Genomic DNA, 24,433 nt, shown 5'->3' with positions numbered 1-24,433 from the left:
GAATTGGGGGTCGGTTCAGCGCTGGCATTTTTTATTGGTTTTTTTATCAAAATCTTGCTATAGTAAATCCATCTCATTCTTACAATCATCGGAAAAAATAGCATGAAAGTATATCTGGTCGGTGGTGCGGTGCGTGATGGACTGCTTGGACTACCTATTAAGGACAAGGACTTTATGGTTGTGGGCACGGATACTGCCACCATGCTCGCTCATGGCTTTAGTCAAGTCGGTGCGGATTTTCCGGTATTTTTGCACCCTGATACGCACGCTGAATACGCACTTGCCCGCCTTGAGCGTAAAGTCGGCACAGGACATACTGCCTTTAGCGTGCATTCAAGCCCCGATGTCAGCCTAGCTGATGATTTATTACGCAGAGATTTGACCATCAATGCGCTTGCCATCGAAGTGACGGGCTTATTTGATGACACGCCAATCACAGGCGAAGTGATGGATTATTATGGCGGACTTGACGATTTGCACGCCAAAGTACTACGCCATGTCAGCCCTGCCTTTAGCGATGACCCCTTGCGTGTGCTACGAGTGGCTCGCTTTTATGTCCGCTTTGCCCCGCTTGGCTTTGTCATCCATGATGACACGCAGGCACTCATGCAAAGCATCTCCGCCCAAGGCGAATTATCACACTTAAGCCGTGAACGCATTTGGCAAGAGACAGCTCGAGCGATTGCCGAGCCACACGGTTATCATTATATCGACTGCTTGCATCAACTTGGGATTTTGGCGCATCTATTGCCGACACTTGCCGAGCGATTGGCAGATGATGACAGATATCAAGCGATGATGACAAGATTGCAAAACGCTTGTCAAGCAGACAGTCCGCTTGCCACTCGCCTAGCGATGCTGTTTTCGGTATTTGGCGATGACATTAATGGGCTTAATGACTGCCTAACACGGCTCAATGCCCCAAAAGCCATCGGTCAGTTTATCCATGCGTTTATTAATTATCATGCGACACTACTTGCCCTGCCAAATATCACCGCCGAGCAGCTACTCACCGTGATTGAGCATACCAAAGCCCATAAAGATGATACACTACTGATGTCGCTGTATGATGCTTGTGAAATTTATCAAAATAAATCAATGCCTTATCCAAAGGTATGGCTAGCTGATGCCATCACTCGCTATCAGTCAATCGGTATGGCAAATATAGATAGCACACTTACTGGCAAAGCCATTGGCGATGAGCTGACACGCCTACGCACACAGGCACTGTATGGGCTGATTGGTAATTTTCAGATGGCAAATGCGTTGACGGTATTTTAATATTTAGTTTGCTTATCAATTTATCCGTATCTTAATCACAACACTTAGCACTCATTAACTATGCCAAAAATCTACGCCATCGGTGATGTTCATGGCTGTCATGCACAGCTGACTACCTTATTAACTGCACTCTCAATTGGGCCTGATGATACGCTGATATTTTTGGGTGATGTCATTGATCGGGGCGCAGATAGTAAAGGTGTGCTAGATACCATTTTGCATTATCAGTCACTTTGCCAAGTTGTACTCATCAAAGGCAACCACGAAGAGATGATGCTAGGTGCGGTGCATGAACGAGAATATCTGAAATATTGGCTAAAATTTGGCGGTATCGAAACTTTACAATCATTTGATGTCAGCACTGATTTACAAGGCTTAAAGCAAATACCTTTTGAATATTTTAAATTGCTCAAATCTGCTGTGGATTATTATGAAACCGCAGAATTTATCTTTTGTCATGCCACGCCCTTGCCACACTTAACAATGGATAAGCAAAGCGATGAAGGCTTGCGATGGCGATTTATTCCGCCCGATGGTCAAGATGCGCATTGCACAGGCAAAACCATCATTTGTGGTCACTCAACCCAAAAAGATGGTAAAATCTATCATCATAATAACTTAATCTGCATCGATACCTGCGAACATGGCAATCATTGCCTGACAGCGATTGAAGTGACTCAAAGGCAAGTTTTTCAGGCGGATGCGACAAGCTGCCGAAGTTATTTTTTGACACCGATGAACACCGATTAGTCTGCTATGATTTGGCATATCTAAGCAAACTGATATAACCATACTGATAGAAATATTACACCACTTATGAACAAAACTGCGCTCATCACAGGTGCTGCCAAGCGAATTGGCAAAGCCATCACCACCACCCTACACGCCGATGACTATAATGTCATCATCCACTATCATCACAGCCATGATGAAGCTTGCGCCTTAGCAGATAGACTGAACGCCATTCGTCCCAACTCTGCCAAGACCATCGGTGCAAGCTTGGATGTCGTCAATGACAGTCAGATGCTTGATGCATTTACAAAACAAGTGCTGTCCTGCTTTGGCAGGTTGGATGTCTTGGTGCATAATGCGTCGAGCTTTTATGCTACGCCATTTGATGGCACGCATGAGACGATGATGGCACATTGGCAGGATTTGATGCTGACCAATGCCAAAGCACCGCTGTTGCTGACACACGCATTCGCCAAAGAACTTAAACAAAATCAAGGCAGTATCCTAAGCCTGCTTGACATTCATGCTGATGCCAAGCCCTTTGTCGGTTATCCGATTTATAATATGGCAAAGGCGGCGCATCGCATGATGGTACAGAGCTTAGCACTTGAGCTTGCGCCTGATATCCGCATCAATGGTGTCGCCCCCGGGGTGAATATCTTTCCTGATGACGACCAAAATCCCGAGCTAAACAGCCAAACCCAAGCCATCTTGACAGACTCTGTACCGCTCAAATGCATCGGCACACCCGATGACATTGCTAGCGCCGTGCTATTTATGGTTAATAGCCGCTATATCACAGGGCAAATCTTGGCAGTGGATGGTGGTCGTGGGCTGACCTTAAAAGGTGGGTGATGGTGGTATTTTATCACATTTATATAAGATATTATTGATATATTATATATAATAAAAAAAGCCAAGCAATTGATTTGCTAGGCTTTTTTATTGATATTACTAAAATATCATCTATAATATGTTTTATCAGAGCAGGTACTGGCATACCAAACTCTGATAGGTTACCGCCACCGACCTTAGTCAAGTGGTGGCATCCTAGGAGAAAGCGATGAATGTGTTAATCAGACTACTAATCGCCATCATCTTGTTCTTAATCAGCGGTAACGCTTACTAAGACAAGCACCTAAGGGTAGATGGGCTACCTAAGGTGGGCAGAAGGGAAACCCTGCCATCTCCTAAAACTTATTTTTATCTTAGCATATTTTGCCTGTTTGTCAAATCCCCTATTTTCTCAAATTCGCCCGTCAATCAACCAACTTTTCAAGATTAGAATAATTTTTCACCAATTTTTACAAAATAATTTGCCAAAATTGGTGAAAATTGAACAAATTACCAAAAAACTTGCTGACAAATCACTTTTTTTGGGCTAAAATTCACAAGAACTTACATGGGTATTGATTTTTGTTACAAACTAGCAATTTTGATACCCATTTTTTCAACCCTACTTTTTTTAATTCTTGGAGCAGATAGCCTAATCGAACCAAATTCAAACGATTGCGTTTGATACGATGAAGCTTAGTTCTCTTTTGTGTTGGCTGCATTTTGCACACTTAAAAGGAATACCATCGTTGAATACTTCACCTACCCCGAATGTCGCTAAACTAAAGCGAAATCTTGGACTTTGGCACGTCATCATCATCGGTCTTGCCTATATCCAACCAATGACTCTATTTGATACCTTTGGTATGGTATCTCGTGATAGTGGCGGTCATGTGCCAATGTCTTACCTGTTTGCTTTGATTGCGATTTTGCTGACTTCAATCAGCTACGGTCATATGATTCGCGCATATCCATCTTCAGGTTCTGCTTATACTTATACCCAAAAATCAATCAACCCAAGCATGGGCTTTATGGTAGGCTGGTCAAGCTGGCTTGACTATCTGCTATCGCCAATGGTTAATATCATCCTTGCGGTACTATACCTAGAAGCACTATTCCCATCAGTGAACCACTGGGTATGGGTGATTGGCTTGACGGCATTGATGACAGGCGTGAACATTTTTGGTTCAAAAGTGGTGGCGTATTTTAACAGCTGGATTGTCTTTGTACAGATTATCGTCATCGCTGTGTTCACCTATCTGATTTATACCAAGCTAAGCATTGGTCTGCACGCTGACGGCACGCTCAAAGAAAACACTTATGAGCTATGGAGTCTAAAGCCATTCTGGGATGAGATGACTTCTGTCGGTGCGCTAATCACAGGTGCGACCATCCTATGTTTCTCGTTCACAGGCTTTGACTCTATCTCAAGCCTAGCTGAAGAAACCAAAGATGTCAAAAACACCCTGCCAAAAGCCATGATTTTGACTACGCTGATTGCAGGTATCATCTTTATCATCAGCGCGTATTTTATGCAAACTTTCCTACCAAGCGATCCATCAATCTACTTTGAAGCGGTGGACGAAACTCAAGCAGAAATCCTGCTATTGGTCGGTGGTTCTGCATTCCAAGCAGCAGTTCTAGGCTTTGCGATTGTTACCGTCATGGCATCAGGTATCTCGGCACACGCTGGTGTATCTCGTCTGATGTATGTGATGGGTCGTGATGGCGTAATCAGCAAAAAGATCTTTGGTCAAATTCATCCAAAATTCTTCACTCCAGTGAACAATGTATTGATTGCAGGTGCGATTGCTTTGACCGCAGGCTTTATCAGTCTTGAGACTGTTGTAAACCTAATCAGCTTTGGTGCATTGACTGCGTTTAGCTTTGTGAACCTATCTGTCATCTTCCGCTATGCAATCCGTGACAAGATGGTACGCAACATCAAAGAAATCTTCAGCTATGTCGTCGTACCAGCATTGGGTTTCATTGCGATTTTCCTAATGTGGCTAGAAGTTGATGGCACGACCTTTAGTGTCGGTCTATTCTGGGCAGCACTAGGCTTTATCTGGCTAGGTATCAAGACTCGTGGCTTTAAAGCACCAGTCCCGCAGTATAAAGAAGAAGATGTATAATCTTTGATCATATACACAAAATATCCCCGATGCTTGTCGGGGATATTTTTTATTCTGCTTATAGATAATCTTATAGATTGGTTGTTATTTTTCCAAATTGTAACTATAATATAGCAATTTATTTCAGATTCCTAAGGGTTAAGTCATGCTATTTCCTACCGTGGAATATGCTTTATTTTTCATCGCTGTATTATTCTTATCATGGTATGTATTTCGTGGTAATGCCATAAAAAAAGCCTTTTTGCTCATTGCTAGTTATATTTTTTATGGCTTTTGGGATTGGATATTTGTACCGCTGTTGATTGGCATTTCGCTGATTAGCCATGTTGCCGCTTATTATATTCAACAAAATCCAGATTCACCCTATCGCAAAAAAGTACTCATTGGTGGTATTGTAATCTGCCTTGGCATCTTGGCATATTACAAATATATCGGGTTTTTCATTCTCAATATCGTCAATATTTCCAATTGGCTAGGCTCGCCACTGACCATCGATTTTGAATCACCGATTCTACCTTTAGGTGTATCATTCTTTGTGTTCCATGCAATCTCTTTGATGGGTGATGCTTATCGCAATAAAATCAGTGTCAAAATCACTACACTTGATTCATTGTTATATATCGCATTCTTCCCCCAGCTGATTGCGGGGCCAATTTTGCGCGCATCATCCTTTTTGCCACAACTTGCAATCACACCAGATGAGAATCGCATTCGTACCAATTTGGCACTTATGCTGATTGTGGCAGGCTTGTTCAAAAAAGTTATTATCTCCAACTATCTTGCCTCAATGATTGTTGATGATGTTTTTGCCACACCGACAGCTTATAGCGGTATTGATATTCTTTTTGCTGTTTATGGTTATGCCGCTCAAATCTATTGTGACTTTTCAGGCTATACCAGTATTGCAGCTGGCTGCGCTATGTTGCTAGGCTATAAGTTTCCAAAAAACTTCAATGCACCCTATACCGCTGCTAGCCCTCAGGAATTTTGGCATCGTTGGCATATCTCACTTTCAACATGGCTAAGGGATTATCTATACATTCCACTGGGCGGATCTCGCATTTCTGAAGGTCGAACGTATTTCAACCTATTCATCACCATGGTGCTTGGCGGCTTGTGGCATGGTGCAAGCTGGACTTTTGTCATTTGGGGTATCTTACACGGTGGTTATCTAGTTGTGCATCGCTATTGGTCAGGATTGGATATTGAATGGGTGCAGTCACTACGTGCATCAACTGCATGGCTTTGGATTTCTCGCTTGCTCGTATTTCACGCCGTTTGTATTGGTTGGGTATTTTTCCGTGCAACATCTTTTGAGAATGCATTCGACATCTTCAAGGGGATATTATCATGGGGAAGCTCAGAACTTCTTAATCCAATCGTCCTACTGCTAATCTTCTTGGGATTGTTTGCGCAATATCGTCCACGTCGCTGGGATCGCTTGGTTGAGTTTGAATTGTCACAATGGTCACCTGCACTGGTTGGTGTCTTATTGGCTCTATTTATTTTTGCCATTGAAGTGCTTGGTCCAACAGGTGTTGCACCGTTTATTTACTTCCAATTCTAGGGGGCGATATGAGACGCAAATATAATTATAAAACTGTTAAACAATTAAGCGTTACTGTGCTTAGCTTTATGGTAGTGTCTGCATTATTAGATGCTAAAGGGTTGGTTGCATGGGCCGAGCGGTTAGATCCTGGTGTTATTCGCACACTATCACTTCCAGTTGTTACAAAATTGGATCAAATGACCGAGCCGCTAAAACTCTCAAGCATTCGCCAACCGATTGTTGCATTTTTGCACGATACAGCACCAAGCGAGCCACAAGGTGTAGTTAATCAAGGTGACGCTACAGTTGCACAAACCTCGCCCACCAACATTACCACCACAGCACCAAAGCAAAAGGTAAGCGAAACAGACTTTGCAAGCATCAATGTCCCAATAAACACAGCGTTGCCAGCTGAATTTGCACAGCTTAATAACAATACACCAATCACAATTGCATTAGCGGGCGATTCGATGATGGCGGTTGGTTTGTCGAGCAGTATCCAAAATCACTTTGCCAACGACAAAAATCTAAAATTTGTCAAAGCAAGTAAAGCTGCCACCGGTCTTACTCGCCCTGAAATTTTTAGTTGGCCGATTAATTATCCGAAAATGATCGGTCAAAACCAACCCAATTTAGTCATTGTTGCTATTGGTGCTAATGACGCTCAGGATATTGATATTCAAGGTCGGGTAATTCATTATGGTGAACCTGAATGGTTTGCCATCTATGAAAAACACATGACTGAATATCTAGATATCATTAGCCAAAATAACGCAAAAGTTATTTGGATTGGTCTGCCTGTCATGAGACTACAAAAGTTCAACAAAAAACTTGAATTGATGAATAAATTCACTTATCAAGTAACTAAGAATTACCCAAATGTAACTTGGTACAATCCAAATCATATTTTCGCCGGAGAAAATGGCGAGTATAAAGAATTTGGCACAGGCACGGATGGCAAAAACATCCAGATTCGTAGTGGTGATGGCATCCATTTAACCAATGGCGGTGCCATGCTCATGGTACCATCGCTATTTTCTTGGTATAATCCACCCACTCATTCAGAAGATACTGGTACTTCACCATGAAATTTTTGACTAAATTATTACCATTTGCACTACTTGCCTCATCATGGGGAGTTATTATGCCCGCAACCGCAGCCGAGCCATATAGCAAAACTTATTATAAGCAAAAAGAAGTCTATCCTGCAGTAACTGCACATTCTATGGGCGAGGGCGCACAACGAGTCTATGTATTTTTGCCAACTGAGACACCTGCACATGTAAACACAAAAATGCCGGTGGTGTTTTTGCATCATGGTTGGCTTGGCATGAACCCAATGAACTTTGGTGCATTGATTGATCATCTTGCGCGATCAGGCCATGCAGTCATCTATCCTGTATATCAAGAATCAGAAGCTACTAATCCTGCAACCATAACCAAAGAGGCTGTTGACGCCGATAAGCGTGCATTAACCTTCTTGCAAGAGCAAGGATACACGATTGATCCCGATCGAGTGATGTATGTTGGCTTCTCGATGGGTTCAGCAATCAGTTTAAACATTGCATTAGATCCCACCCATTTTGGTTTGCCAAAACCAAAAGGCATGGTGTTGATGAATCCAGGTGATGCTCACCATGTCAAAAAAGGCGAACAAGCCAAAAGTATTATCTCAGACATCAGCCATTTTCCAACAGATATTCCGATTGTTGTTATGAGCGGTGAAGGAGATACAAGCATTGGTTTGCCGACTGCTCGCAAAATTGCAAGCAAGTTATGTCATCTACCAAACACTCATCGGTCTTTACTGATACTACCTTCGGATAGTCATGCAGGCAAAACCGTAAAATCAGGTCATGGCTCTGCTGGCTCACCTGATTTTCGTTATAATTTTGAATTAACATCACACGATTATCCAAAAACCTTGATTGGTAGAGAGGAATTTGAAGATACCGTCTCACTAAACCAGTTGGATTTTCATGGATTTTGGCGTGCAATTGTTGATCTCAACGACAGTTTGGCACATGGGTCGCCAGTTGTGTTGGGTGCACAAGGCGCTAAAGACTTACCATTAGGCGCATGGGATGATGGTACGCCATTCAAACCCATGCGAGTTGAAACTCCTTGTAAATAACACAAAAAAAGGGATAAAGTTTACTTTATCCCTTTTTTAAATCACATTGCTGATTACATATGATTTAAAACACCTAAATACTCATCTCCACCCGAGCGCCAATCGCATCGGCGATTTCTTCGATATCCACCGCTTCACTAAGCTCAGTGCTAAACTGCGCATTTTGTAAATCTTGCTCAGCATCGCTCTCACACTTAGGATATAGCTTTGGCAAATCAAGCATCTGCTTAACCAGTGCTTGCTTGAGTGTATCACGACGACCAAGATAGCGCTGATAAAACGTGGAATTAAGCAGGCTTGCCCCACCTTGCCCCACTGCATAAATCGTCGCCAGATAGTCTCTTGTGGTCATACCGCTATTTTGCTCTTGTAGATAGGTTTCTACAATCATCGCAAGACGCACCATCCGCTCACGACGCACCGTATATAGCTCACCAAACATCTTGTTAAGTCCAGATGTCGTTGATGACAATCGCTCTTCGATATGATTAAATAGCACCGCACGATGTGGCAAATTCAACAACTGAAGTACAATGCGCGCCACGCCTGCACCTGCGCCATCACCCACATCATTCATCAAAAACATCCGCTGTTCATAATCAATCAAGATTCGGAGCAACAGCTCATCCTTGCTCGAAAAATGCTTATACAGCGTCCCTTTTGCCAAATCAAGCTGCAACGCCAAGCTATCTAGCGTCAAATCCCCTTCGCCCGACTCCAGCAGCAGCTGCTCGGCCATTTGCAAAATCCGCGCTTCTCGAAGTTCAAACTGTTGCTTGCGATTTGTCATAGCTTTGCCCAATCAACATAATAACGCAAAATTATAGCAAACCGCACAAAAATTGGTAGTGGCTTTTTGTCAAAGTTGTGGCAATTTTGTCTTTTATTTATCAACTATTTATCACCAAAATCACCACAAAAGCACAACTCACAGCCACGCCATCGCCCAAGCCCATCATCTGTATCATTTATACTCAAGCCCCGATGTCTTTTTTGCCGTCTGTGGATGCAAATTTTTTTGCCAATAATCGTACAAAATTCATCCAAAAAACTGTGAATAATTGTTCACTTTTTATAGGAAGTATGATAGCATAATAAAAGGCGGTCACTGCGTGCAAACCTTTGCCACACCAAGCTTTGTGCAGTGCCATTGATAGGCTATTGATGGTATTTTGCCCAAATTTTTGGAATGCTGATCGCTGTTTTTGCAAACTTTTTGGAGAAAGCATTAAGTTTGTCGCCCAATTTTATAGGTAACCTTCGTTTATGAGTATCGAACGCAATCCTGAAGCCTTTAAAAATGCGCCCATCAACTGGGTGCCTGCCATCGTGCTTTTATCTACGCCACTATTGGCAATCATCCTAGTGCCTTGGTATCTATGGACACACGGGGTCAATCCTGCTATTTGGACAGCTTTTGCCATCTTTATGGCGTGGACGGGTCTATCCATCACCGCAGGCTATCACCGCCTATGGGCGCATAAGGCGTATGAAGCCCACCCGATTGTCAAATATTTCTTATTGCTTGGGGCGACCTTAGCCGTCCAAAGTTCCGCCTTTGACTGGTGCTCAGGTCATCGCACGCACCATCGCCATGTCGATGATGAATATGAAGATCCGTATTCGGCTCGCCGTGGTTTTTGGTTCAGTCATATGGACTGGATGCTACACAAATACCCAAGCGGTCAGTATGATTATAAAAATATCCCCGATCTCAAAAAAGACAAACTACTTACCCTTCAGCATAAATACTACGGCTTTTGGGTGGTTGCGACAAACCTAGTCGTCGTCGGTATCGCAGGTCTGATCACTGGCGATATGCTAGGAACATTTTTGATCGCTGGTCTATTGCGTCTTGTGCTGACACATCACTTCACCTTCTTTATCAACTCGCTTTGCCATATGATTGGCACTCGCCCTTATACTGATACCAATACTGCGCGTGATAATGGCGTGTTGGCAATTTTTACTTGGGGTGAAGGTTATCACAACTACCATCATTATTTCCAATACGACTATCGTAACGGCGTCAAATGGTGGCAATACGACCCAACCAAATGGTTCATCGCGATTTTGTCAAAAATCGGTCTCGCATCAGACCTGAAGCGTGTCGATAATCTGACCATCAAGCACGCCGAAGTCACCATGCAGTTTAAGCGTGCCCAAGAGCGTATCGCAAACGGTGGTGAACCTAGCCTAGATGAGCGTTTGATGGCGTTCAAAGAGCATATCAGCACTGAATATGACGAATTTACCAAAACCGTCGAAGAATGGCACGCTCTAAAAGCCCGAGCTATTGAACTAAAACGAGCGGAATTTGCCAATCGCCTACAAGAAGCTGATGACAAGCTCAAAGCGCAGTTTGCCGAAGTCGAAGCCAAAATCCTAGCGCACAGCGAACGCATCGAAAAAGCATTTTTACAGCTCAAAGGTAAAACTGCTTAAGCTAAAGACTAAGCTATCAAGCTTTAGCGACGCTTTTTCTCCGCCCTTTATCCGACACTTGGATAAAGGGTTTTTCTTTTTTTATTGCATTATCACACTTAGCCAAAGTGTGCTACACTTGTCTGAACCATTTATCACCACCCTTAAGATGCCATGAAATTTATCACCGACTACCATAAACATGACGAACGCCTGTACCGCCATATCAACCCCATGCCACTTGATACACCCAAGCTAGGTGCGCTCAATCGTGCATTGATTAATAAGCTTGGGCTTGGCAGTCTTAGTGATAACGACTGGCAAGATGTCATCAGTGGGCGACTGACACCACTGGCAAGCCAGAGTCCGCATGGGTTACAGCCGATTGCGATGGCGTATGCAGGGCATCAGTTTGGACAGTGGGCAGGTCAGCTTGGCGATGGGCGTGGCTTATTAATCGCACAGCTAATGGATGATGATGGACGGCTGACAGATTTACACCTAAAAGGTGCAGGACGCACGCCCTACTCTCGGCATGGCGATGGGCGAGCGATGATTGCTAGCACCATCCGTGAATATCTGTGCGGTCATGCGCTGACTTGTCTTGGTATCGGCTCATCGGATGCGATTGGCTTTGTGGTGTCGGACACGCCCATTCAACGCTATCAGATGGAGCGAGCCGCTGCACTGCTGCGTGTCAGTGATTGCCATGTCAGACTGGGGCATATCGAATGGGTGACGATGTATGCACCAGATTATTTATCGGGATTTATCACTCATATTTGCCAAAGTTATTATCCATCGCTATACGATAGCACGGCAGATACAGCAGATGTGCCTGCGCTGATAAAGCAAATCGCCATCAATACCGCACAGATGATTGCCAAGTGGCAACTGGTCGGCTTTAGTCATGGGGTGATGAATACGGATAATCTGAACATCACAGGTACGACGCTTGACTTTGGGCCCTTTGGATTTATGGAAAGCTTTAACCCTGCTTGGATTAATAACCACTCCGACCACACAGGCAGATACACTTACCAAAATCAGCCGATGATTGGCTATTGGAATTTGGCAACAGTGTTCAAAAATTTACAGCGTATCGGCGTGACACCGACCGCCATTGATGATGCGCTAGATAGCTATGAACAAGCGCTACAAGATGCTTATCATGATGGACTTGCGCATAAGCTTGGCTTTGCCAAAGCAAGTGATGAGACGACGGCGCTTGGCTATGAACTACTTGATTTGATGAAAACTTATCAGCTGGATTATACCAATACCTTTCGTGCACTGATTGCGGTGGTAGATGTTGCAGTGGATGACATGGCAAATAATACGCACAGCGATACTGCCGACACGCACGAACGCCGACTGCTTGGCACGCTCACTCGTGGCCTACCGCACAAGGCACTAGATACTTGGCAAGCATGGGTAGCACGCTTTACTCATCTTATCCAAGCCGAAAACGACACTCAAGCAGTGATACAGCGACTGACAACGCACAACCCTGTCTATGTGCTACGCAACCACATGGCACACACTGCCATCACGCACGCCCTAGCAGATGATTTTGGTGAAGTGCACCGTTTATTTGAGATACTTAGCACCCCTTATCAAGTCAGCCCCAAAGCAGTCGCCAATGACATCACGCCTGCCTTAGCCGACCAACAAATCGCCGTCAGCTGTCTATCCTAACAATCTTGCACCAAATGCACAGACAGGCGGATAATCCTTTATGCCAATCAGGATTTTTGGTAAAATAGCACAAATTTTGGGCAAAGCAACAAAAAAAGCTCTGCCAATCGGTCTAAGAGAGTGCCATGTTAAGCATTTATTTATTAATTCCGCTCAGTCTCATGCTATTTGTGGTGGCGATTTGGGCGATTTATTATGCGGTCAAGTCCAATCAGTTTGAAGACTTGGACAATGCCCCCGAGCAAATCATCCTAGATGACCGCCAAGCACGCCGAAAAATCCAACAATCAAAACATAAATAAGGCATCGTATGACTTTTGCACTGATTTTTGCTGCGCTAAGCATGGGTTTGCTTGGTTCGCCGCACTGTCTTGGGATGTGTGGCGGTATCGTGGCGGCGTTTAGCCTGTCGATGAAAGCACACAGCCCCACCAAAAAACTGCTACTCATGGCGTGCTATCATCTAGGACGCTTGGGCAGTTATGTACTGCTTGGGCTTGTGGCGGCGACCGTTGGTAAGCATATTTTTGCGCCATTGATGGCAAATGGCAATCTGCCAAAATACCTGCTTGGCGGTGTGCTGATCTTTGCAGGCTTGTTGATGTTTGGCTTGCCTGTGCTAAATAAGCTTGAAAAAGCAGGCCTTGGTCTATGGAACGCACTTGCGCCAATTCGCAGTAAGGTACTACCGATGGATACCGTGCCAAAGGCGGTGTTTGCAGGCTTGCTGTGGGGATTTTTGCCCTGTGGTCTGGTGTATGGGGCGCTTGGTGTGGCACTAGGGCTAGCGAGCAATGACCAATTTGGTCTGTCGGCAGCAGGGTTTATGGTGTTTTTTTGGCTTGGGACTTTGCCGATGTTACTTGCGACAGGTTCGCTGATTACTTGGCTAAAATCCAAAATCACCACCTTGCATCTGCGTAAATTTAGCGGTGCTATCATGATTATCTCAGGGCTTGCCATTGCCTTTAGTATGCCACTCATGCACAAACTGCACGGCAATCATGGCGACCACAGCAACCACAGTGCACACGCCAATCACAGCGACCATAGCACGCACGATACAGCAAGCGCAGATGGTAATCACACCGCCCACTCAGCGCATACAGACCACACACAGCATCAGCCTGCCAATCCATCCACCGACGCCAAGCCTGATGCACACGCCACTCATACTGACCCCAATCATACCGACCATAGTCAGCACACGCATCATTGACCAATAAAAATCAAACACCCCAATTGGCTAACAATGCTAACAATTGGGGTGTTGTGTCTTGGTTTAGTGCCATTAAAGATGCGCCAAATCACGCATCACACACATTAAGCATCGAGCAGTGCCTGCGCCGCCGCCAAATCCAGCGTCCCTTCATAAATCGCACGCCCTGTGATCGCACCAAGTAGATGCTCGCTATATGGCTTGAGCGCATGGATGTCATCAAGATTGGTCACACCCCCTGATGCGATCACCGGCAGACCGCTAAAGCGAGCCAGCTCCACCGTCTGCTCGATATTCACACCCTGCATCATGCCATCTTTGGCGATGTCGGTATAGACGATGCTTGACACGCCCGCATCAGCAAAACGCTTGGCAAGCTCGGTCGCCTTGACATCAGTGACATTCGCCCAGCCGTGTGTCGCTACCATGCCATCTTTGGCATCGATACCGACGATGATGTGTCCTGCGAACTCTCGGCACGCTTCTTCGACAAATTCAGGCGCTTCAACTGCCTTTGTGCCGATGATGATATAAGTCAGCCCGGCTGCCAAATAATGCTCAATCGTGCTCAGGCTACGCACACCGCCGCCCAGCTGAATCGGCAAATTCGGATGTGCTTTGGCAATCGCTGTCACCACATCTTTGTGCACAGGCACACCATCAAACGCACCGTTTAAATCCACCAAATGCAGACGGCGCGCGCCTTGAGCCACCCATTGACTCGCCATCGCCACAGGGTCATCGCTAAATACGGTGTCATCGTCCATTCTGCCTTGTTTTAGGCGGACGCATTTACCATCTTTTAGGTCGATGGCAGGGATAATCAGCATAGACATAAGTTTTCCTTATTAATAACGGTCTATCAATGGACAGCATTTTAGCAGGTTTTGGGCAATTATCCTAGCATTGCTTACAACAGTCTAAGGCAAAAACTTGCCAATCATCGCCCACATCACTTGTATATACTTATTAGTTTTAGAAATATAAATCGGTAAAACGGGCTTTTTTTGACAAGTTTTAATGATTTTTATCATGCAATCATTAGATAAGCCTATAATTTTTCGGCATTTTAGCGTATAATTGAAAGGTTACTTGTGTCAATTGTACTTTTTTGGTAATGTTATAGCAACATAGCTTTGATTAGCAGTTATCACTATTAGTCATTGCACAAGCCTTTAGACAAAATCAACTTGCAGCTATCTGATAGCCACAAGCTTTGGATGTTTTTAGGGAAATTTGGTAGCCAGCCATTGCAAGCCTTGTTTTGGGCTGTTGCTGTGCTGGTGTGTTTTGGTCTTAATTTAAGTATCCGCTTATGATTACCATCAAAAAAGGCTTGGACTTGCCCATCACTGGCGAGCCATCCAAGCAAATTAGCGAACACACGCCAACTCAAGTTGCGCTTGTCGGTTATGACTATATCGGTATGCGTCCAACGATGTTTGTAAAGGAAGGCGATATTGTTGCCAAAGGACAGGTGTTGTTCGAGGATAAAAAGCGTGCAGGTGTCAAATACACCGCTCCTGTGAGTGGTAAAGTCGTCGCCATCAACCGTGGCGAACGCCGTGTATTTGAAAGCCTAGTCATCGAGCGTGATGATCATGCTGCCGCCGAAATCACCTTTAATGGCTATAATTCAGAAGATTTGAGCCTGCTTGATCGTAGCACTGTGGTTGAACAGCTGGTCGCATCAGGCGAATGGACAGCACTTCGCACTCGTCCGTTTAGCCGCTCACCTGAAATTGATAGCACACCTGATGCCATCTTTGTCACCGCAACCGACACCAACCCATTGGCGGTTGATCCTGCGGTGGTATTATTTGAAGAAATTGCTTCTTTTAATGATGGCTTGGCAGTTTTATCAACGCTCTCACCAAAGACCTATGTCTGTCATGGTGATGTCGCCCCTGAGAAAGTAAGCAAAACCGCAGAAGGTAACGAAACCATCTATCAAGGTTTCACCGGTGTGCATCCAGCAGGTAATGCAGGCACGCACATTCACTTTTTGCGCCCATTGGGTCGTGGTACGACAGTTTGGACAATCAATTACCAAGATGTCATCGCCATCGGCAAGCTATTTACCACCGGTAAAATCCACACCGATCGCCTAATCAGTCTGGCAGGCCCTGTGGTCAAAAACCCACGCCTAATCCGTACCACTCGTGGTGCTGACCTGCTTGAGCTGACCCGTGACGAGCTAAACGGTGATGACAACCGTATCATCTCAGGCTCTGTGCTATCGGGTCGCAAGGCAACTGGCGCTGTGGCATTCTTGGGTCGTTTCCATAACCAAGTCTCAGCATTGGCTGAAGGTCGTGAACGCCCTGCGATGCACTTTTTTGCTCTAGGTAGCAACCGTTTTTCAAAATTGCCAATCTATATCTCGCAATTTTTCAAAGGCAAAAAATACGCCTTTACCACCAGTACCAACGGCTCACCACGCGCGATGGTGCCAATCGGTCTTTATGAGACTGTCATGCCACAAGACTACCTACCGACTCAGCTACTGCGTGCACTGATTGTCGAAGACATTATCACGGCGGTGGATTTGGGTGCTTTGGAGCTTGACGAAGAAGACTTGGCATTGTGCACCTTTGTATCACCGGGTAAATATGAATTTGGTGATATTTTGCGTGATAACTTGACCCGTATTGAGCAGGAAGGCTAACCATGAAGTTCATTCACAATATCTTTGACCGTATGGAGCCATCATTTGCCAAAGGTGGTAAGTACGAGAAATATTATGCTGTGTTTGAGATGTTTGACACCTTTTTCCGTCAGCCGTCATCTCAGACTTATAGCGCTTCTCATGTGCGTGATGGTGTGGACCTGAAGCGTATCATGATTACCGTTTGGCTATGTACTTTCCCTGTGATGTTCTGGGGTATGTACAATGTCGGCTTTCAAGCCCTTACCGCCATCCAACAACTGGGCATCACCCCTGACGGCTGGCGTACCATCATCACCGATATGGCAGGCTACGACCCAAATAGCCTTTGGGCGTGCTTCCTTTATGGTGCGATGCAATTTTTGCCAATTTATGCCGTGACCTTTGCTGTTGGTATCCTATGGGAAATCATCTTTGCGGTCGTGCGTGGCCATGAAGTGAACGAAGGTTTCTTTGTGACTTCGGTGCTATTTGCCCTATCACTACCACCAGATATTCCGCTATGGCAAGTGGCACTAGGCATCAGCTTTGGTGTTGTCGTTGCCAAAGAAGTGTTTGGCGGTACAGGTAAAAACTTCCTAAACCCTGCCCTAGCTGGTCGTGCGTTCCTATACTTTGCTTATCCTGCCTATATGTCAGGTGATGCGATTTGGACAGCGGTCGATGGCTTTAGTGGCGCAACCCCACTTGGCTTGGCAGCACTAGGCGTAACCCCTGATAAATTCGTCGATGCCTATGGCAACACCATCACTTGGATGGATGCTTTCCTTGGTAATATGCAAGGCTCTATCGGTGAAGTCTCTACCCTTGCCATCTTGATTGGTATGATTGGTCTATTGTGGACTCGTATCGCATCATGGCGTGTGATTGCAGGCTCTGTGGTGGGTCTGGTGGTGACTGCATTCATCTTCAACCTAATCGGCGGCGAAAACCCAATGATGAGCCTGCCTGCTCATTGGCACCTAGTCATCGGTGGCTTTATGTTTGGTGCGGTATTCATGGCAACTGACCCTGTGTCAGCAGCACATACCAATACAGGTCGTTGGTGCTACGGTTTACTTATCGGCTTTATGACTGTGGTTATCCGTGTGGTGAACCCTGCATTCCCAGAAGGCATCATGCTTGCCATCTTGTTTGCTAACTTATTCGCACCACTATTTGACTACTTCGTCACTCAAGCCAACATCAAACGCCAAACTGCACGGAGATTAAGCAATGTCAGCCAAAAATAGTAATATCAGCACCATGGCGACCGCACTCATTTTGTGCTTAGTGTGTTCGGTGATGGTGTCAGCTGCGGCGATTAGCTTGAAGCCTAAGCAAACAGCTAATATTGAGATTGACCGCAACAAAAACATCTTGATGGCAGCCAATATGTTTGATCCTGCCAAAAATACCAATGCAGATGCTCAAAAGCTGTTTGAAAATGTTGAGATTAAGCTTGTCGATACCAAAACTGGTCAATTCGCCACTGATGAGCAATTATCAGCGGCAGGCATCAGCGATGTCGGCGCTTATGATGCAACCAAAGCCAGCAAAGATCCAAAGACCAATATTGATCTAGGCTCTGATGACCCTGCACAAATCGGTGCATTGCCACAGTTTTTGAAAGTATATCTGATCAAAGATGAAGGCGGTCAGCTAAAAAATATCGTCCTGCCAATCAATGGTAACGGTCTATGGGGACAAATCTATGGCTTTTTGACCCTAAAAAGCGATTTGAACACCATCGAAGGTATCAGTTTTTATCAGCACAAAGAAACTCCGGGTCTAGGTGCACTGATTGAGACCCCGAAATGGCGTGCTACTTGGACGGACAAACAAGCCTATGACGAACAAGGCAACATCACCACAGGCGTGGTCAAGTCAGGTTCGCCTAAGCCAAATCCAAACTATGTCGATGGCATCACCGGTGCAACCATCACCAGTAGCGGTGTCAATCACATGGTACAGTTCTGGCTAAGTGATAGAGCTTATAAGCCATTTTTAGATAATCTAAGAAGTGCTAAGGAGCAATAAAATGGCGGAAAACAAAAAACTTCTGATTAGCCCAATCATCCAAAACAACCCGATTGCCGTTCAGGTGCTTGGTATTTGTTCTGCGCTTGCAGTCACCATCAGCATCAAAAACGCATTGGTCATGGGCATCGCTTTGACATTGGTTACGGCATTTTCTAGCTTCTTTATCTCATTGATTCGCAACAAAATTCCGTCATCAATCCGTATTATCATTCAGATGGTCATCATCGCATCGCTGGTTATCGTGGTTGACCAAATCCTAAAAGCCGTCGTCTATGACACCAGTAAGGCGTTGTCAGTCTTTATCGGTCTGATTATCACCAACTGTATCGTTATGGGTCGTGCTGAAGCATTTGCCATGAGCAACCCACCAATCCCAAGTTTCTTGGACGGTTTTGGTAATGGTCTAGGCTATTCATTGATGCTGTTTTTGGTTGCGGTGATTCGTGAATTTTTTGGTAATGGGTCATTGTTTGACATCCAAATCCTACAAAAAGTCACGGATGGCGGCTGGTATGTGCCAAACGGCTTGCTACTACTACCACCGTCAGCGTTCTTTGTGATTGCTTTGTTCATCGCTTTATTGCGTCTAAAAAACAAGCACCTACAAGAGCCTGCGGATTTTGTTATCAAGCCAAACTCTAAAGGGGGACACTAATGGAATACATTAACCTATTTATTACGTCCGTCTTTATCCAAAACATGGCGCTTGCCTACTTCTTTGGTATGTGTACCTTTATTGCGGTATCAAAAAAGGTCTCTACCGCACTGGGTCTGGGCATTGCTGTAACATTTGTGATGGCAATCACCGTACCTTTGAACAACTTGCTTTATCAATATCTACTCAAAGACGGCGCATTGGCGTGGGCAGGTTTCCCCACGCTTGACTTGTCATTTCTAGGTTTCTTGAGCTATATCGCACTGATTGCTGCTGTGGTACAGATTCTTGAGATGTTCTTGGATAAGTTCATGCCAGCACTGTACAATGCTTTGGGTATTTTCCTACCGCTAATCACCGTAAACTGTGCCATCATGGGTGGCGTACTGTTCATGGTTGAGCGTGATTATAACTTCGCCGAATCTGCGGTCTATGGCTTTAGCTCAGGCTTAGGTTGGGCGCTTGCAATCACAGCAATGGCAGGTATTCGTGAAAAGCTAAAATACTCTGATGTGCCAGCTCCTTTGCGTGGCATTGGCATCACCTTTATTACCGCAGGACTGATGGCTCTAGGCTTTATGTCCTTTGGCGGTATGTCACTATAAGGAGAGCAAGATGGATTTTGGTATTTTGTTTGGTGGTGTCGGTATGTTTATCGCCATCATCATGGCATTGGTCGTCGTCATCCTGATGGCTCGTGCCAAGCTTGTCAATACTGGCAAGGTTAATATCAATATTAACGAAAACCCTGATAATAACATCAGCGTCGAAGCAGGCGGCAAGCTACTACAAACCCTAGCAGGCGAAGGTATTTTCCTATCATCTGCCTGTGGTGGCGGTGGCTCATGCGGTCAGTGTCGCTGTAAAGTCATCTCAGGCGGTGGCGATATTTTGCCAACCGAAGAGAGCCACTTTACCCAAGGCGAAATCCGTGACGGTATGCGTCTGGCGTGTCAGGTTGCTGTTAAGCAAGATATGCAAATTGAGATTGACCCAGAATTTTTTGATGTCAAAAAATGGGAATGTACTGTTATCTCAAATGATAACGTGGCAACCTTTATTAAAGAGCTGACATTGAAGATTCCTGAAGGTGAAGTCGTCCCATTCCGTGCCGGTGGCTATGTACAGCTAGAAGCCCCACCGCACACCGTGCATTACAAGGACTTCGACATCGCCCCTGAATATCACGAAGATTGGGATAATTTCAATCTATGGCGTTATACCTCAACGGTCGATGAGCCTGTGATTCGTGCCTATTCGATGGCAAACTACCCAGAAGAAAAAGGCATCATCAAGTTCAACATCCGTATCGCAAGTCCACCGCCACGCGGCCCTGAAGGTATCCCACCGGGCAAGATGTCATCGTATGTCTTTAGCCTAAAACCGGGTGATAAAATCACCGTATCAGGCCCTTATGGTGAATTCTTTGCCAAAGATACCGATGCCGAGATGGTATTCATCGGTGGTGGTGCAGGTATGGCGCCGATGCGTTCGCACATCTTTGACCAACTAAAACGCCTAAAATCAAAACGCAAAATCAGCTTTTGGTATGGCGCTCGCTCAAAGCGTGAAATGTTCTATGTCGAAGATTATGACGGATTGGCAGCAGAGTTTGACAACTTTGAATGGCACGTCGCTCTATCTGACCCACAACCAGAAGACAACTGGGAAGGCTACATTGGCTTCATTCACAATGTGCTGTATGAAAACTATCTAAAAGACCATCCAGCACCTGAAGACTGTGAGTTCTATATGTGTGGACCTCCGGTGATGAACGCTGCGGTTATCTCAATGCTCAAATCACTGGGCGTTGAAGATGAAAACATCCTACTGGATGATTTCGGTGGCTAATCACCAAAAAACCCAAAATCCCTGCCGTTTGGCGGGGATTTTTTTGGGCAAGTCTTTTTGATAATTGGCAAGTTTATCACAAAGATTAAATCTCTATCAAAACAAAACCGCCTTTTATCACAAAAGGCGGTTTGCAGTGATTTAAACCAACAAAATCAGTCAATCGGCGGTGTGTAGTTACCGCTTGCGATGTCGTCTTTGATGCGTTCAGCCTCAGCGAGCACTTGGGCAAGTAGCGCTTGGACATTTTCAAGCGTCGCCACAGGGCTAAGTGTGGTCATCTTCAGCGACTGCACATCTTGGCAAGCATCAATCACCCGAGTTACGCCGATATTGGCTTCACCACGGGCAAACAGCTCATCAGCGACATTTTGGTTCAGACTGTCGATAAACTCGGCAGGATACCCCGCTGGCACGACACGGAACAGCACCGATGCAAACTGCGGCTCAACCAATAGCTCAAGCCCATCGGTCGCCTTGATATAATCCGCCACTTGACGAGTCAGCTTCACCCCATGGTCAATCATTGAGCCGTACAATTCTTCGCCCAATGCTTCAATAGTCATCCACAGCTTTAACGCATCAAAACGGCGTGTGGTCTGTAGCGACTTTGACACCAAATTTGGCACGCCATGCTCTTCGTCATAAGCAGAGTTCAGATATTCTGCTTCATAGTGCATAAAGCGGTAATTTTGCTCATCTTTTAGTAGGAACGCACCGCATGAGATGCTTTGGAAAAAGTGCTTATGAAAATCCAAAGTTACCGAATCCGACAGCTCAATACCATCAAGCATATCACGGTAGTCATTGGACAGCAATAACGCCCCGCCCCATGCTGCATCAATGTGCATCCACGCACCGAATTTATCAGTCAATGCACGCACCGCCTTTAAATCATCAATCGCCCCTGCATCGGTCGTGCCTGCTGTCGCCACCACACAGGCGACGATTTTGCCGTCATCTTGTAGTGCTTGCATGGTTTGCTCAAGGGCTGCGATGTCGATTTGGGCATTGTCATTGACAGGGACAGTCACCACCGACTGAAAGCCCATGCCCATCATCGCCATGTTTTTTTGGACGCTAAAATGAGCATTTTCAGAGCAAATCACCTTGACCTTTTGCATGGCGTCCGCAGGGATACCATCACGCTGTACTGACCACGGCTGACCATCAGCATTTTGATAGTTTTTGGCGATACACCAATCACGAGCCAGTAGTACACCCATCAAATTCGACTGCGTACCACCTGATGTAAAGACACCCGCCTGACCGCTACCATAGCCGACTTTTTGGCGTAACCAGTCGATGAGCTGTACTTCCATCAATGAGCCTGCAGGGCTTTGGTCCCACGAGTCCATCGATTGGTTGGTGGCGTTAATCAGCACTTCAGCGATTTGGCTTGTCACCATCGTCGGGCAGTGCAGATGTGCCAATGAATGTGGATGATGCACCTTTAGGCTTTTATTCAAAAACAGCTCAACCAGTCGCTCAAGCGATGCGTGCACACCTAAGCCTTCTTTGGTCGGCTCAAAGGCGATTTCTGAACGCAGCTGTTTGATACTACCGCCGGTGTACATTTTGTCATTTTTTAGCCAGTTGGCGACGGCTTGGGTTGCCTGCGCCATCGCTGATTCATAATCGGCGATCGATTGGGCATCGTTGCACAGTAGGGCTTGTTTATGTTGGTCAAAAGTTGGCATAATTCACCTGTTTATAAAATTTCTACAATTCAATTAATTGCAATTTATGGTCAATGAACTAATGATTAATTAACTATCAGTTAAATGCACAAAAAGCAGTTGCCATTTGATAGCAAATGACACTGCTTTTTTCATTGATGAAAGCTGATTAGCCACGCACTGCTTGTAGTGCTTCACCGACGGCTTTTTTGAAGCGTGCGATAACCTCGCTGCACTCATCAGCAGTGATGGTGATTGGGCAAAGTAAGCGCACTACCGTACCACCACGACCACCACGCTCAAGTAGCAGCTTATTATCAAAGCAGGCTTTTTGGATGGCAGCGGCAAGCTCGGCATCTGCAGGGTATGAACCCATGTGGTCAGCAGCTTTACGCTCATCGACAATTTCGATACCTGTCATCAGACCACGACCACGCACATGACCGATGCATGGATATTCTTCGGCGATTTTCTTTAATTCGCTACGCAAAAACTCGCCTTGGATGCGCGAGTTTTCGGCAAGATTATTTTTGGTGATTTCTTCTAAGACATTGTAGCCTGCTGCCATCGCCAGCTGATTGCCACGGAATGTACCTGTATGACCCGCTGGTGCCCATGCGTCAAATTTCTTATTGATTGCAAGTACGCACAGTGGCAAACCACCGCCAACAGCCTTACTCATCACCACCACATCAGGGGTGATGCCTGCGTGTTCAAAGGCGAACATCTTGCCAGAGCGAGCAAAGCCTGCTTGTACTTCATCTAGGATAAGTACGATGTCATGACGGGCAGTGACTTCACGGATTTTTTGTAGCCATTTGGCAGGTGCTGGGACGACACCGCCCTCACCCTGGATGGCCTCTAGGATGACCGCAGCAGGCTTGACCACACCGCTTTCGACATCTTCGATGAAATTCTCAAAATAATAAGTCAAGGCATCGACACCCGCTTCACCACCTAGACCCAGTGGGCAACGGTATTCGTGCGGATATGGCATGAACTGCACGCCTGCCATCAGATTGCCAACTTTTTCTTTGGCAGATAGGTTGCCTGTCATGGCAAGCGAGCCATGCGTCATGCCATGATAGCCGCCGCTAAAGGCGATGACATTGTCACGACCTGTATAAGTCTTGGCAAGCTTAATCGCAGCCTCTGTGCCGTCGGCACCTGTTGGGCCACAAAATTGCAGAACGAAGTCTTGTGGGAAAAATGACAACAACTTTTCGGTAAACGCATCTTTGATCGGCGTTGTGATGTCAAGGGTGTGCAATGGCAACCCGCTTTCCAATACATCTTTGATGGCGTTAATCGTGGCAGGATGGTTATGCCCAAGAGCAAGTGTGCCTGCGCCAGCTAAGCAGTCAAGGTACTCATTGCCCTCGACATCGGTGATCCAGCAACCTTGCGCTTTGGCGATTGCCAATGGCAGCTTGCGTGGGTAACTGCGAACATTAGACTCCATCTCATTTTGGCGAGTTAGGTAGTATTCATTGGTCGCATCAGTGATTGGTTTTACAGGTGTTGCATTCATAAAACAGCCTTAACAAAGTTT

22 protein-coding genes are annotated in these 24,433 nt (G+C 45.5%); 17 read left to right on the top strand and 5 right to left on the bottom strand.

The window, feature by feature from the left end; all coding sequences use genetic code 11:
• Nucleotides 1-102 precede the first annotated feature (102 nt).
• The 7 genes from B0680_RS07520 to B0680_RS07485 all read left to right on the top strand — a co-directional run bounded on the left by B0680_RS07520 (nucleotide 103) and on the right by B0680_RS07485 (nucleotide 8,665).
• Nucleotides 103-1,281, top strand: a complete 1,179-nt coding sequence (locus B0680_RS07520) for a tRNA nucleotidyltransferase (RefSeq protein ID WP_078254483.1) — start codon at nucleotides 103-105, stop codon at nucleotides 1,279-1,281.
• Nucleotides 1,282-1,341: 60 nt separating this feature from the next.
• Nucleotides 1,342-2,031 (top strand): metallophosphoesterase family protein, encoded by a 690-nt coding sequence (locus tag B0680_RS07515; RefSeq protein ID WP_078254482.1) that lies wholly within the window; start codon nucleotides 1,342-1,344, stop codon nucleotides 2,029-2,031.
• 66 nt (nucleotides 2,032-2,097) lie between these two features.
• Nucleotides 2,098-2,868 carry a pteridine reductase gene (locus B0680_RS07510; RefSeq protein ID WP_078254481.1) on the top strand — a complete coding sequence of 257 codons (771 nt, stop codon included), beginning with the start codon at nucleotides 2,098-2,100 and terminating at the stop codon, nucleotides 2,866-2,868.
• A gap of 728 nt (nucleotides 2,869-3,596) precedes the next feature.
• The gene (locus B0680_RS07500) at nucleotides 3,597-4,982 is read left to right on the top strand and encodes an APC family permease (protein ID WP_078254479.1); all 1,386 of its coding nucleotides are present in this window, start codon (nucleotides 3,597-3,599) and stop codon (nucleotides 4,980-4,982) included.
• 298 nt (nucleotides 4,983-5,280) lie between these two features.
• The gene (locus B0680_RS07495; RefSeq protein ID WP_158078312.1) at nucleotides 5,281-6,549 is read left to right on the top strand and encodes an MBOAT family O-acyltransferase; all 1,269 of its coding nucleotides are present in this window, start codon (nucleotides 5,281-5,283) and stop codon (nucleotides 6,547-6,549) included.
• A gap of 8 nt (nucleotides 6,550-6,557) precedes the next feature.
• Complete coding sequence (locus B0680_RS07490; protein ID WP_078254477.1) at nucleotides 6,558-7,619, top strand: SGNH/GDSL hydrolase family protein; 1,062 nt, start codon at nucleotides 6,558-6,560, stop codon at nucleotides 7,617-7,619.
• Nucleotides 7,616-8,665 (top strand): alpha/beta hydrolase, encoded by a 1,050-nt coding sequence (locus B0680_RS07485; RefSeq protein WP_143821389.1) that lies wholly within the window; start codon nucleotides 7,616-7,618, stop codon nucleotides 8,663-8,665. Before B0680_RS07490 ends, B0680_RS07485 begins: the two co-directional genes overlap by 4 nt.
• Before the next feature lie 73 nt (nucleotides 8,666-8,738).
• Here B0680_RS07485 and B0680_RS07480 read toward each other — a convergent pair whose 3' ends face one another.
• On the bottom strand, nucleotides 8,739-9,455 hold the full coding sequence (locus tag B0680_RS07480) for a TetR/AcrR family transcriptional regulator (protein ID WP_078254475.1): 717 nt from the start codon (nucleotides 9,453-9,455) through the stop codon (nucleotides 8,739-8,741).
• A gap of 184 nt (nucleotides 9,456-9,639) precedes the next feature.
• On the bottom strand, nucleotides 9,640-9,894 hold the full coding sequence (locus tag B0680_RS07475) for a hypothetical protein (RefSeq protein WP_078254474.1): 255 nt from the start codon (nucleotides 9,892-9,894) through the stop codon (nucleotides 9,640-9,642).
• Between the two features lie 37 nt (nucleotides 9,895-9,931).
• Here B0680_RS07475 and B0680_RS07470 point away from each other — a divergent pair, with 37 nt between their 5' ends.
• The 4 genes from B0680_RS07470 (at nucleotide 9,932) to B0680_RS07455 (ending at nucleotide 14,006) form a co-directional block, all read left to right on the top strand.
• Nucleotides 9,932-11,110 (top strand): acyl-CoA desaturase, encoded by a 1,179-nt coding sequence (locus tag B0680_RS07470; protein WP_078254473.1) that lies wholly within the window; start codon nucleotides 9,932-9,934, stop codon nucleotides 11,108-11,110.
• Between the two features lie 153 nt (nucleotides 11,111-11,263).
• Nucleotides 11,264-12,787, top strand: coding sequence for a protein adenylyltransferase SelO family protein (locus B0680_RS07465; protein ID WP_078254472.1), 1,524 nt, complete (start codon nucleotides 11,264-11,266; stop codon nucleotides 12,785-12,787).
• Nucleotides 12,788-12,912: 125 nt separating this feature from the next.
• A complete protein-coding gene (ccoS, locus tag B0680_RS07460) occupies nucleotides 12,913-13,089 on the top strand; it encodes a cbb3-type cytochrome oxidase assembly protein CcoS (RefSeq protein ID WP_078254471.1) in 177 nt (58 codons plus the stop codon).
• A gap of 8 nt (nucleotides 13,090-13,097) precedes the next feature.
• Complete coding sequence (locus tag B0680_RS07455) at nucleotides 13,098-14,006, top strand: sulfite exporter TauE/SafE family protein (protein WP_078254470.1); 909 nt, start codon at nucleotides 13,098-13,100, stop codon at nucleotides 14,004-14,006.
• 104 nt (nucleotides 14,007-14,110) lie between these two features.
• Here the strand turns inward: B0680_RS07455 and hisA are convergent, their stop codons facing one another.
• Nucleotides 14,111-14,836 (bottom strand): 1-(5-phosphoribosyl)-5-[(5-phosphoribosylamino)methylideneamino]imidazole-4-carboxamide isomerase, encoded by a 726-nt coding sequence (gene hisA, locus B0680_RS07450; protein ID WP_078254491.1) that lies wholly within the window; start codon nucleotides 14,834-14,836, stop codon nucleotides 14,111-14,113.
• Nucleotides 14,837-15,321: 485 nt separating this feature from the next.
• Between hisA and B0680_RS07445 the strand changes: the two genes are divergently transcribed.
• From B0680_RS07445 to nqrF, 6 genes are read left to right on the top strand one after another with little or no spacing between them, the layout of a single operon-like run.
• Entirely contained in the window at nucleotides 15,322-16,674 is a 1,353-nt protein-coding gene (locus B0680_RS07445; RefSeq protein WP_078254469.1) for a Na(+)-translocating NADH-quinone reductase subunit A, read from the top strand.
• A 2-nt stretch (nucleotides 16,675-16,676) separates the two neighbouring features.
• On the top strand, nucleotides 16,677-17,906 hold the full coding sequence (locus B0680_RS07440) for an NADH:ubiquinone reductase (Na(+)-transporting) subunit B (RefSeq protein ID WP_078254468.1): 1,230 nt from the start codon (nucleotides 16,677-16,679) through the stop codon (nucleotides 17,904-17,906).
• Nucleotides 17,890-18,693 (top strand): Na(+)-translocating NADH-quinone reductase subunit C, encoded by an 804-nt coding sequence (locus B0680_RS07435; protein WP_078254467.1) that lies wholly within the window; start codon nucleotides 17,890-17,892, stop codon nucleotides 18,691-18,693. The genes B0680_RS07440 and B0680_RS07435 overlap by 17 nt, the downstream gene beginning before the upstream one ends.
• Nucleotide 18,694: 1 nt before the next feature.
• The gene (locus B0680_RS07430; RefSeq protein WP_078254466.1) at nucleotides 18,695-19,351 is read left to right on the top strand and encodes an NADH:ubiquinone reductase (Na(+)-transporting) subunit D; all 657 of its coding nucleotides are present in this window, start codon (nucleotides 18,695-18,697) and stop codon (nucleotides 19,349-19,351) included.
• Nucleotides 19,351-19,956: an NADH:ubiquinone reductase (Na(+)-transporting) subunit E gene (gene nqrE, locus B0680_RS07425; protein ID WP_078254465.1), complete on the top strand. Its 606-nt coding sequence runs from the start codon at nucleotides 19,351-19,353 to the stop codon at nucleotides 19,954-19,956. The genes B0680_RS07430 and nqrE overlap by 1 nt, the downstream gene beginning before the upstream one ends.
• Nucleotides 19,957-19,966: 10 nt before the next feature.
• Nucleotides 19,967-21,202, top strand: coding sequence for an NADH:ubiquinone reductase (Na(+)-transporting) subunit F (gene nqrF / locus B0680_RS07420; protein WP_078254464.1), 1,236 nt, complete (start codon nucleotides 19,967-19,969; stop codon nucleotides 21,200-21,202).
• A gap of 155 nt (nucleotides 21,203-21,357) precedes the next feature.
• Here nqrF and B0680_RS07415 read toward each other — a convergent pair whose 3' ends face one another.
• Both B0680_RS07415 and B0680_RS07410 read right to left on the bottom strand, forming a co-directional pair.
• Nucleotides 21,358-22,902, bottom strand: coding sequence for a pyridoxal phosphate-dependent decarboxylase family protein (locus B0680_RS07415; protein WP_078254463.1), 1,545 nt, complete (start codon nucleotides 22,900-22,902; stop codon nucleotides 21,358-21,360).
• 148 nt (nucleotides 22,903-23,050) lie between these two features.
• The gene (locus B0680_RS07410; RefSeq protein ID WP_078254462.1) at nucleotides 23,051-24,412 is read right to left on the bottom strand and encodes a diaminobutyrate--2-oxoglutarate transaminase; all 1,362 of its coding nucleotides are present in this window, start codon (nucleotides 24,410-24,412) and stop codon (nucleotides 23,051-23,053) included.
• Nucleotides 24,413-24,433: the final 21 nt, after the last annotated feature.

It is taken from the genome of Moraxella pluranimalium, assembly GCF_002014825.1.
GTDB classification, from domain to species: domain Bacteria; phylum Pseudomonadota; class Gammaproteobacteria; order Pseudomonadales; family Moraxellaceae; genus Moraxella; species Moraxella pluranimalium.
This window is presented reverse-complemented; position numbering and strand designations above follow the sequence as displayed.

Bases quoted from the DNA above. Each gene is read 5' to 3' on its own strand.
- B0680_RS07520 (WP_078254483.1), top strand. From the start codon at position 103: ATGAAAGTATATCTGGTCGGTGGTGCGGTGCGTGATGGACTGCTTGGA.
- B0680_RS07515 (WP_078254482.1), top strand. From the start codon at position 1,342: ATGCCAAAAATCTACGCCATCGGTGATGTTCATGGCTGTCATGCACAG.
- B0680_RS07510 (WP_078254481.1), top strand. From the start codon at position 2,098: ATGAACAAAACTGCGCTCATCACAGGTGCTGCCAAGCGAATTGGCAAA.
- B0680_RS07490 (WP_078254477.1), top strand. From the start codon at position 6,558: ATGAGACGCAAATATAATTATAAAACTGTTAAACAATTAAGCGTTACT.
- B0680_RS07485 (WP_143821389.1), top strand. From the start codon at position 7,616: ATGAAATTTTTGACTAAATTATTACCATTTGCACTACTTGCCTCATCA.
- B0680_RS07480 (WP_078254475.1), bottom strand. From the start codon at position 9,455: ATGACAAATCGCAAGCAACAGTTTGAACTTCGAGAAGCGCGGATTTTG.
- B0680_RS07475 (WP_078254474.1), bottom strand. From the start codon at position 9,894: ATGCTTTCTCCAAAAAGTTTGCAAAAACAGCGATCAGCATTCCAAAAA.
- B0680_RS07470 (WP_078254473.1), top strand. From the start codon at position 9,932: ATGAGTATCGAACGCAATCCTGAAGCCTTTAAAAATGCGCCCATCAAC.
- B0680_RS07465 (WP_078254472.1), top strand. From the start codon at position 11,264: ATGAAATTTATCACCGACTACCATAAACATGACGAACGCCTGTACCGC.
- ccoS (WP_078254471.1), top strand. From the start codon at position 12,913: ATGTTAAGCATTTATTTATTAATTCCGCTCAGTCTCATGCTATTTGTG.
- B0680_RS07455 (WP_078254470.1), top strand. From the start codon at position 13,098: ATGACTTTTGCACTGATTTTTGCTGCGCTAAGCATGGGTTTGCTTGGT.
- hisA (WP_078254491.1), bottom strand. From the start codon at position 14,836: ATGCTGATTATCCCTGCCATCGACCTAAAAGATGGTAAATGCGTCCGC.
- B0680_RS07445 (WP_078254469.1), top strand. From the start codon at position 15,322: ATGATTACCATCAAAAAAGGCTTGGACTTGCCCATCACTGGCGAGCCA.
- B0680_RS07440 (WP_078254468.1), top strand. From the start codon at position 16,677: ATGAAGTTCATTCACAATATCTTTGACCGTATGGAGCCATCATTTGCC.
- B0680_RS07435 (WP_078254467.1), top strand. From the start codon at position 17,890: ATGTCAGCCAAAAATAGTAATATCAGCACCATGGCGACCGCACTCATT.
- B0680_RS07430 (WP_078254466.1), top strand. From the start codon at position 18,695: ATGGCGGAAAACAAAAAACTTCTGATTAGCCCAATCATCCAAAACAAC.
- nqrE (WP_078254465.1), top strand. From the start codon at position 19,351: ATGGAATACATTAACCTATTTATTACGTCCGTCTTTATCCAAAACATG.
- nqrF (WP_078254464.1), top strand. From the start codon at position 19,967: ATGGATTTTGGTATTTTGTTTGGTGGTGTCGGTATGTTTATCGCCATC.
- B0680_RS07415 (WP_078254463.1), bottom strand. From the start codon at position 22,902: ATGCCAACTTTTGACCAACATAAACAAGCCCTACTGTGCAACGATGCC.
- B0680_RS07410 (WP_078254462.1), bottom strand. From the start codon at position 24,412: ATGAATGCAACACCTGTAAAACCAATCACTGATGCGACCAATGAATAC.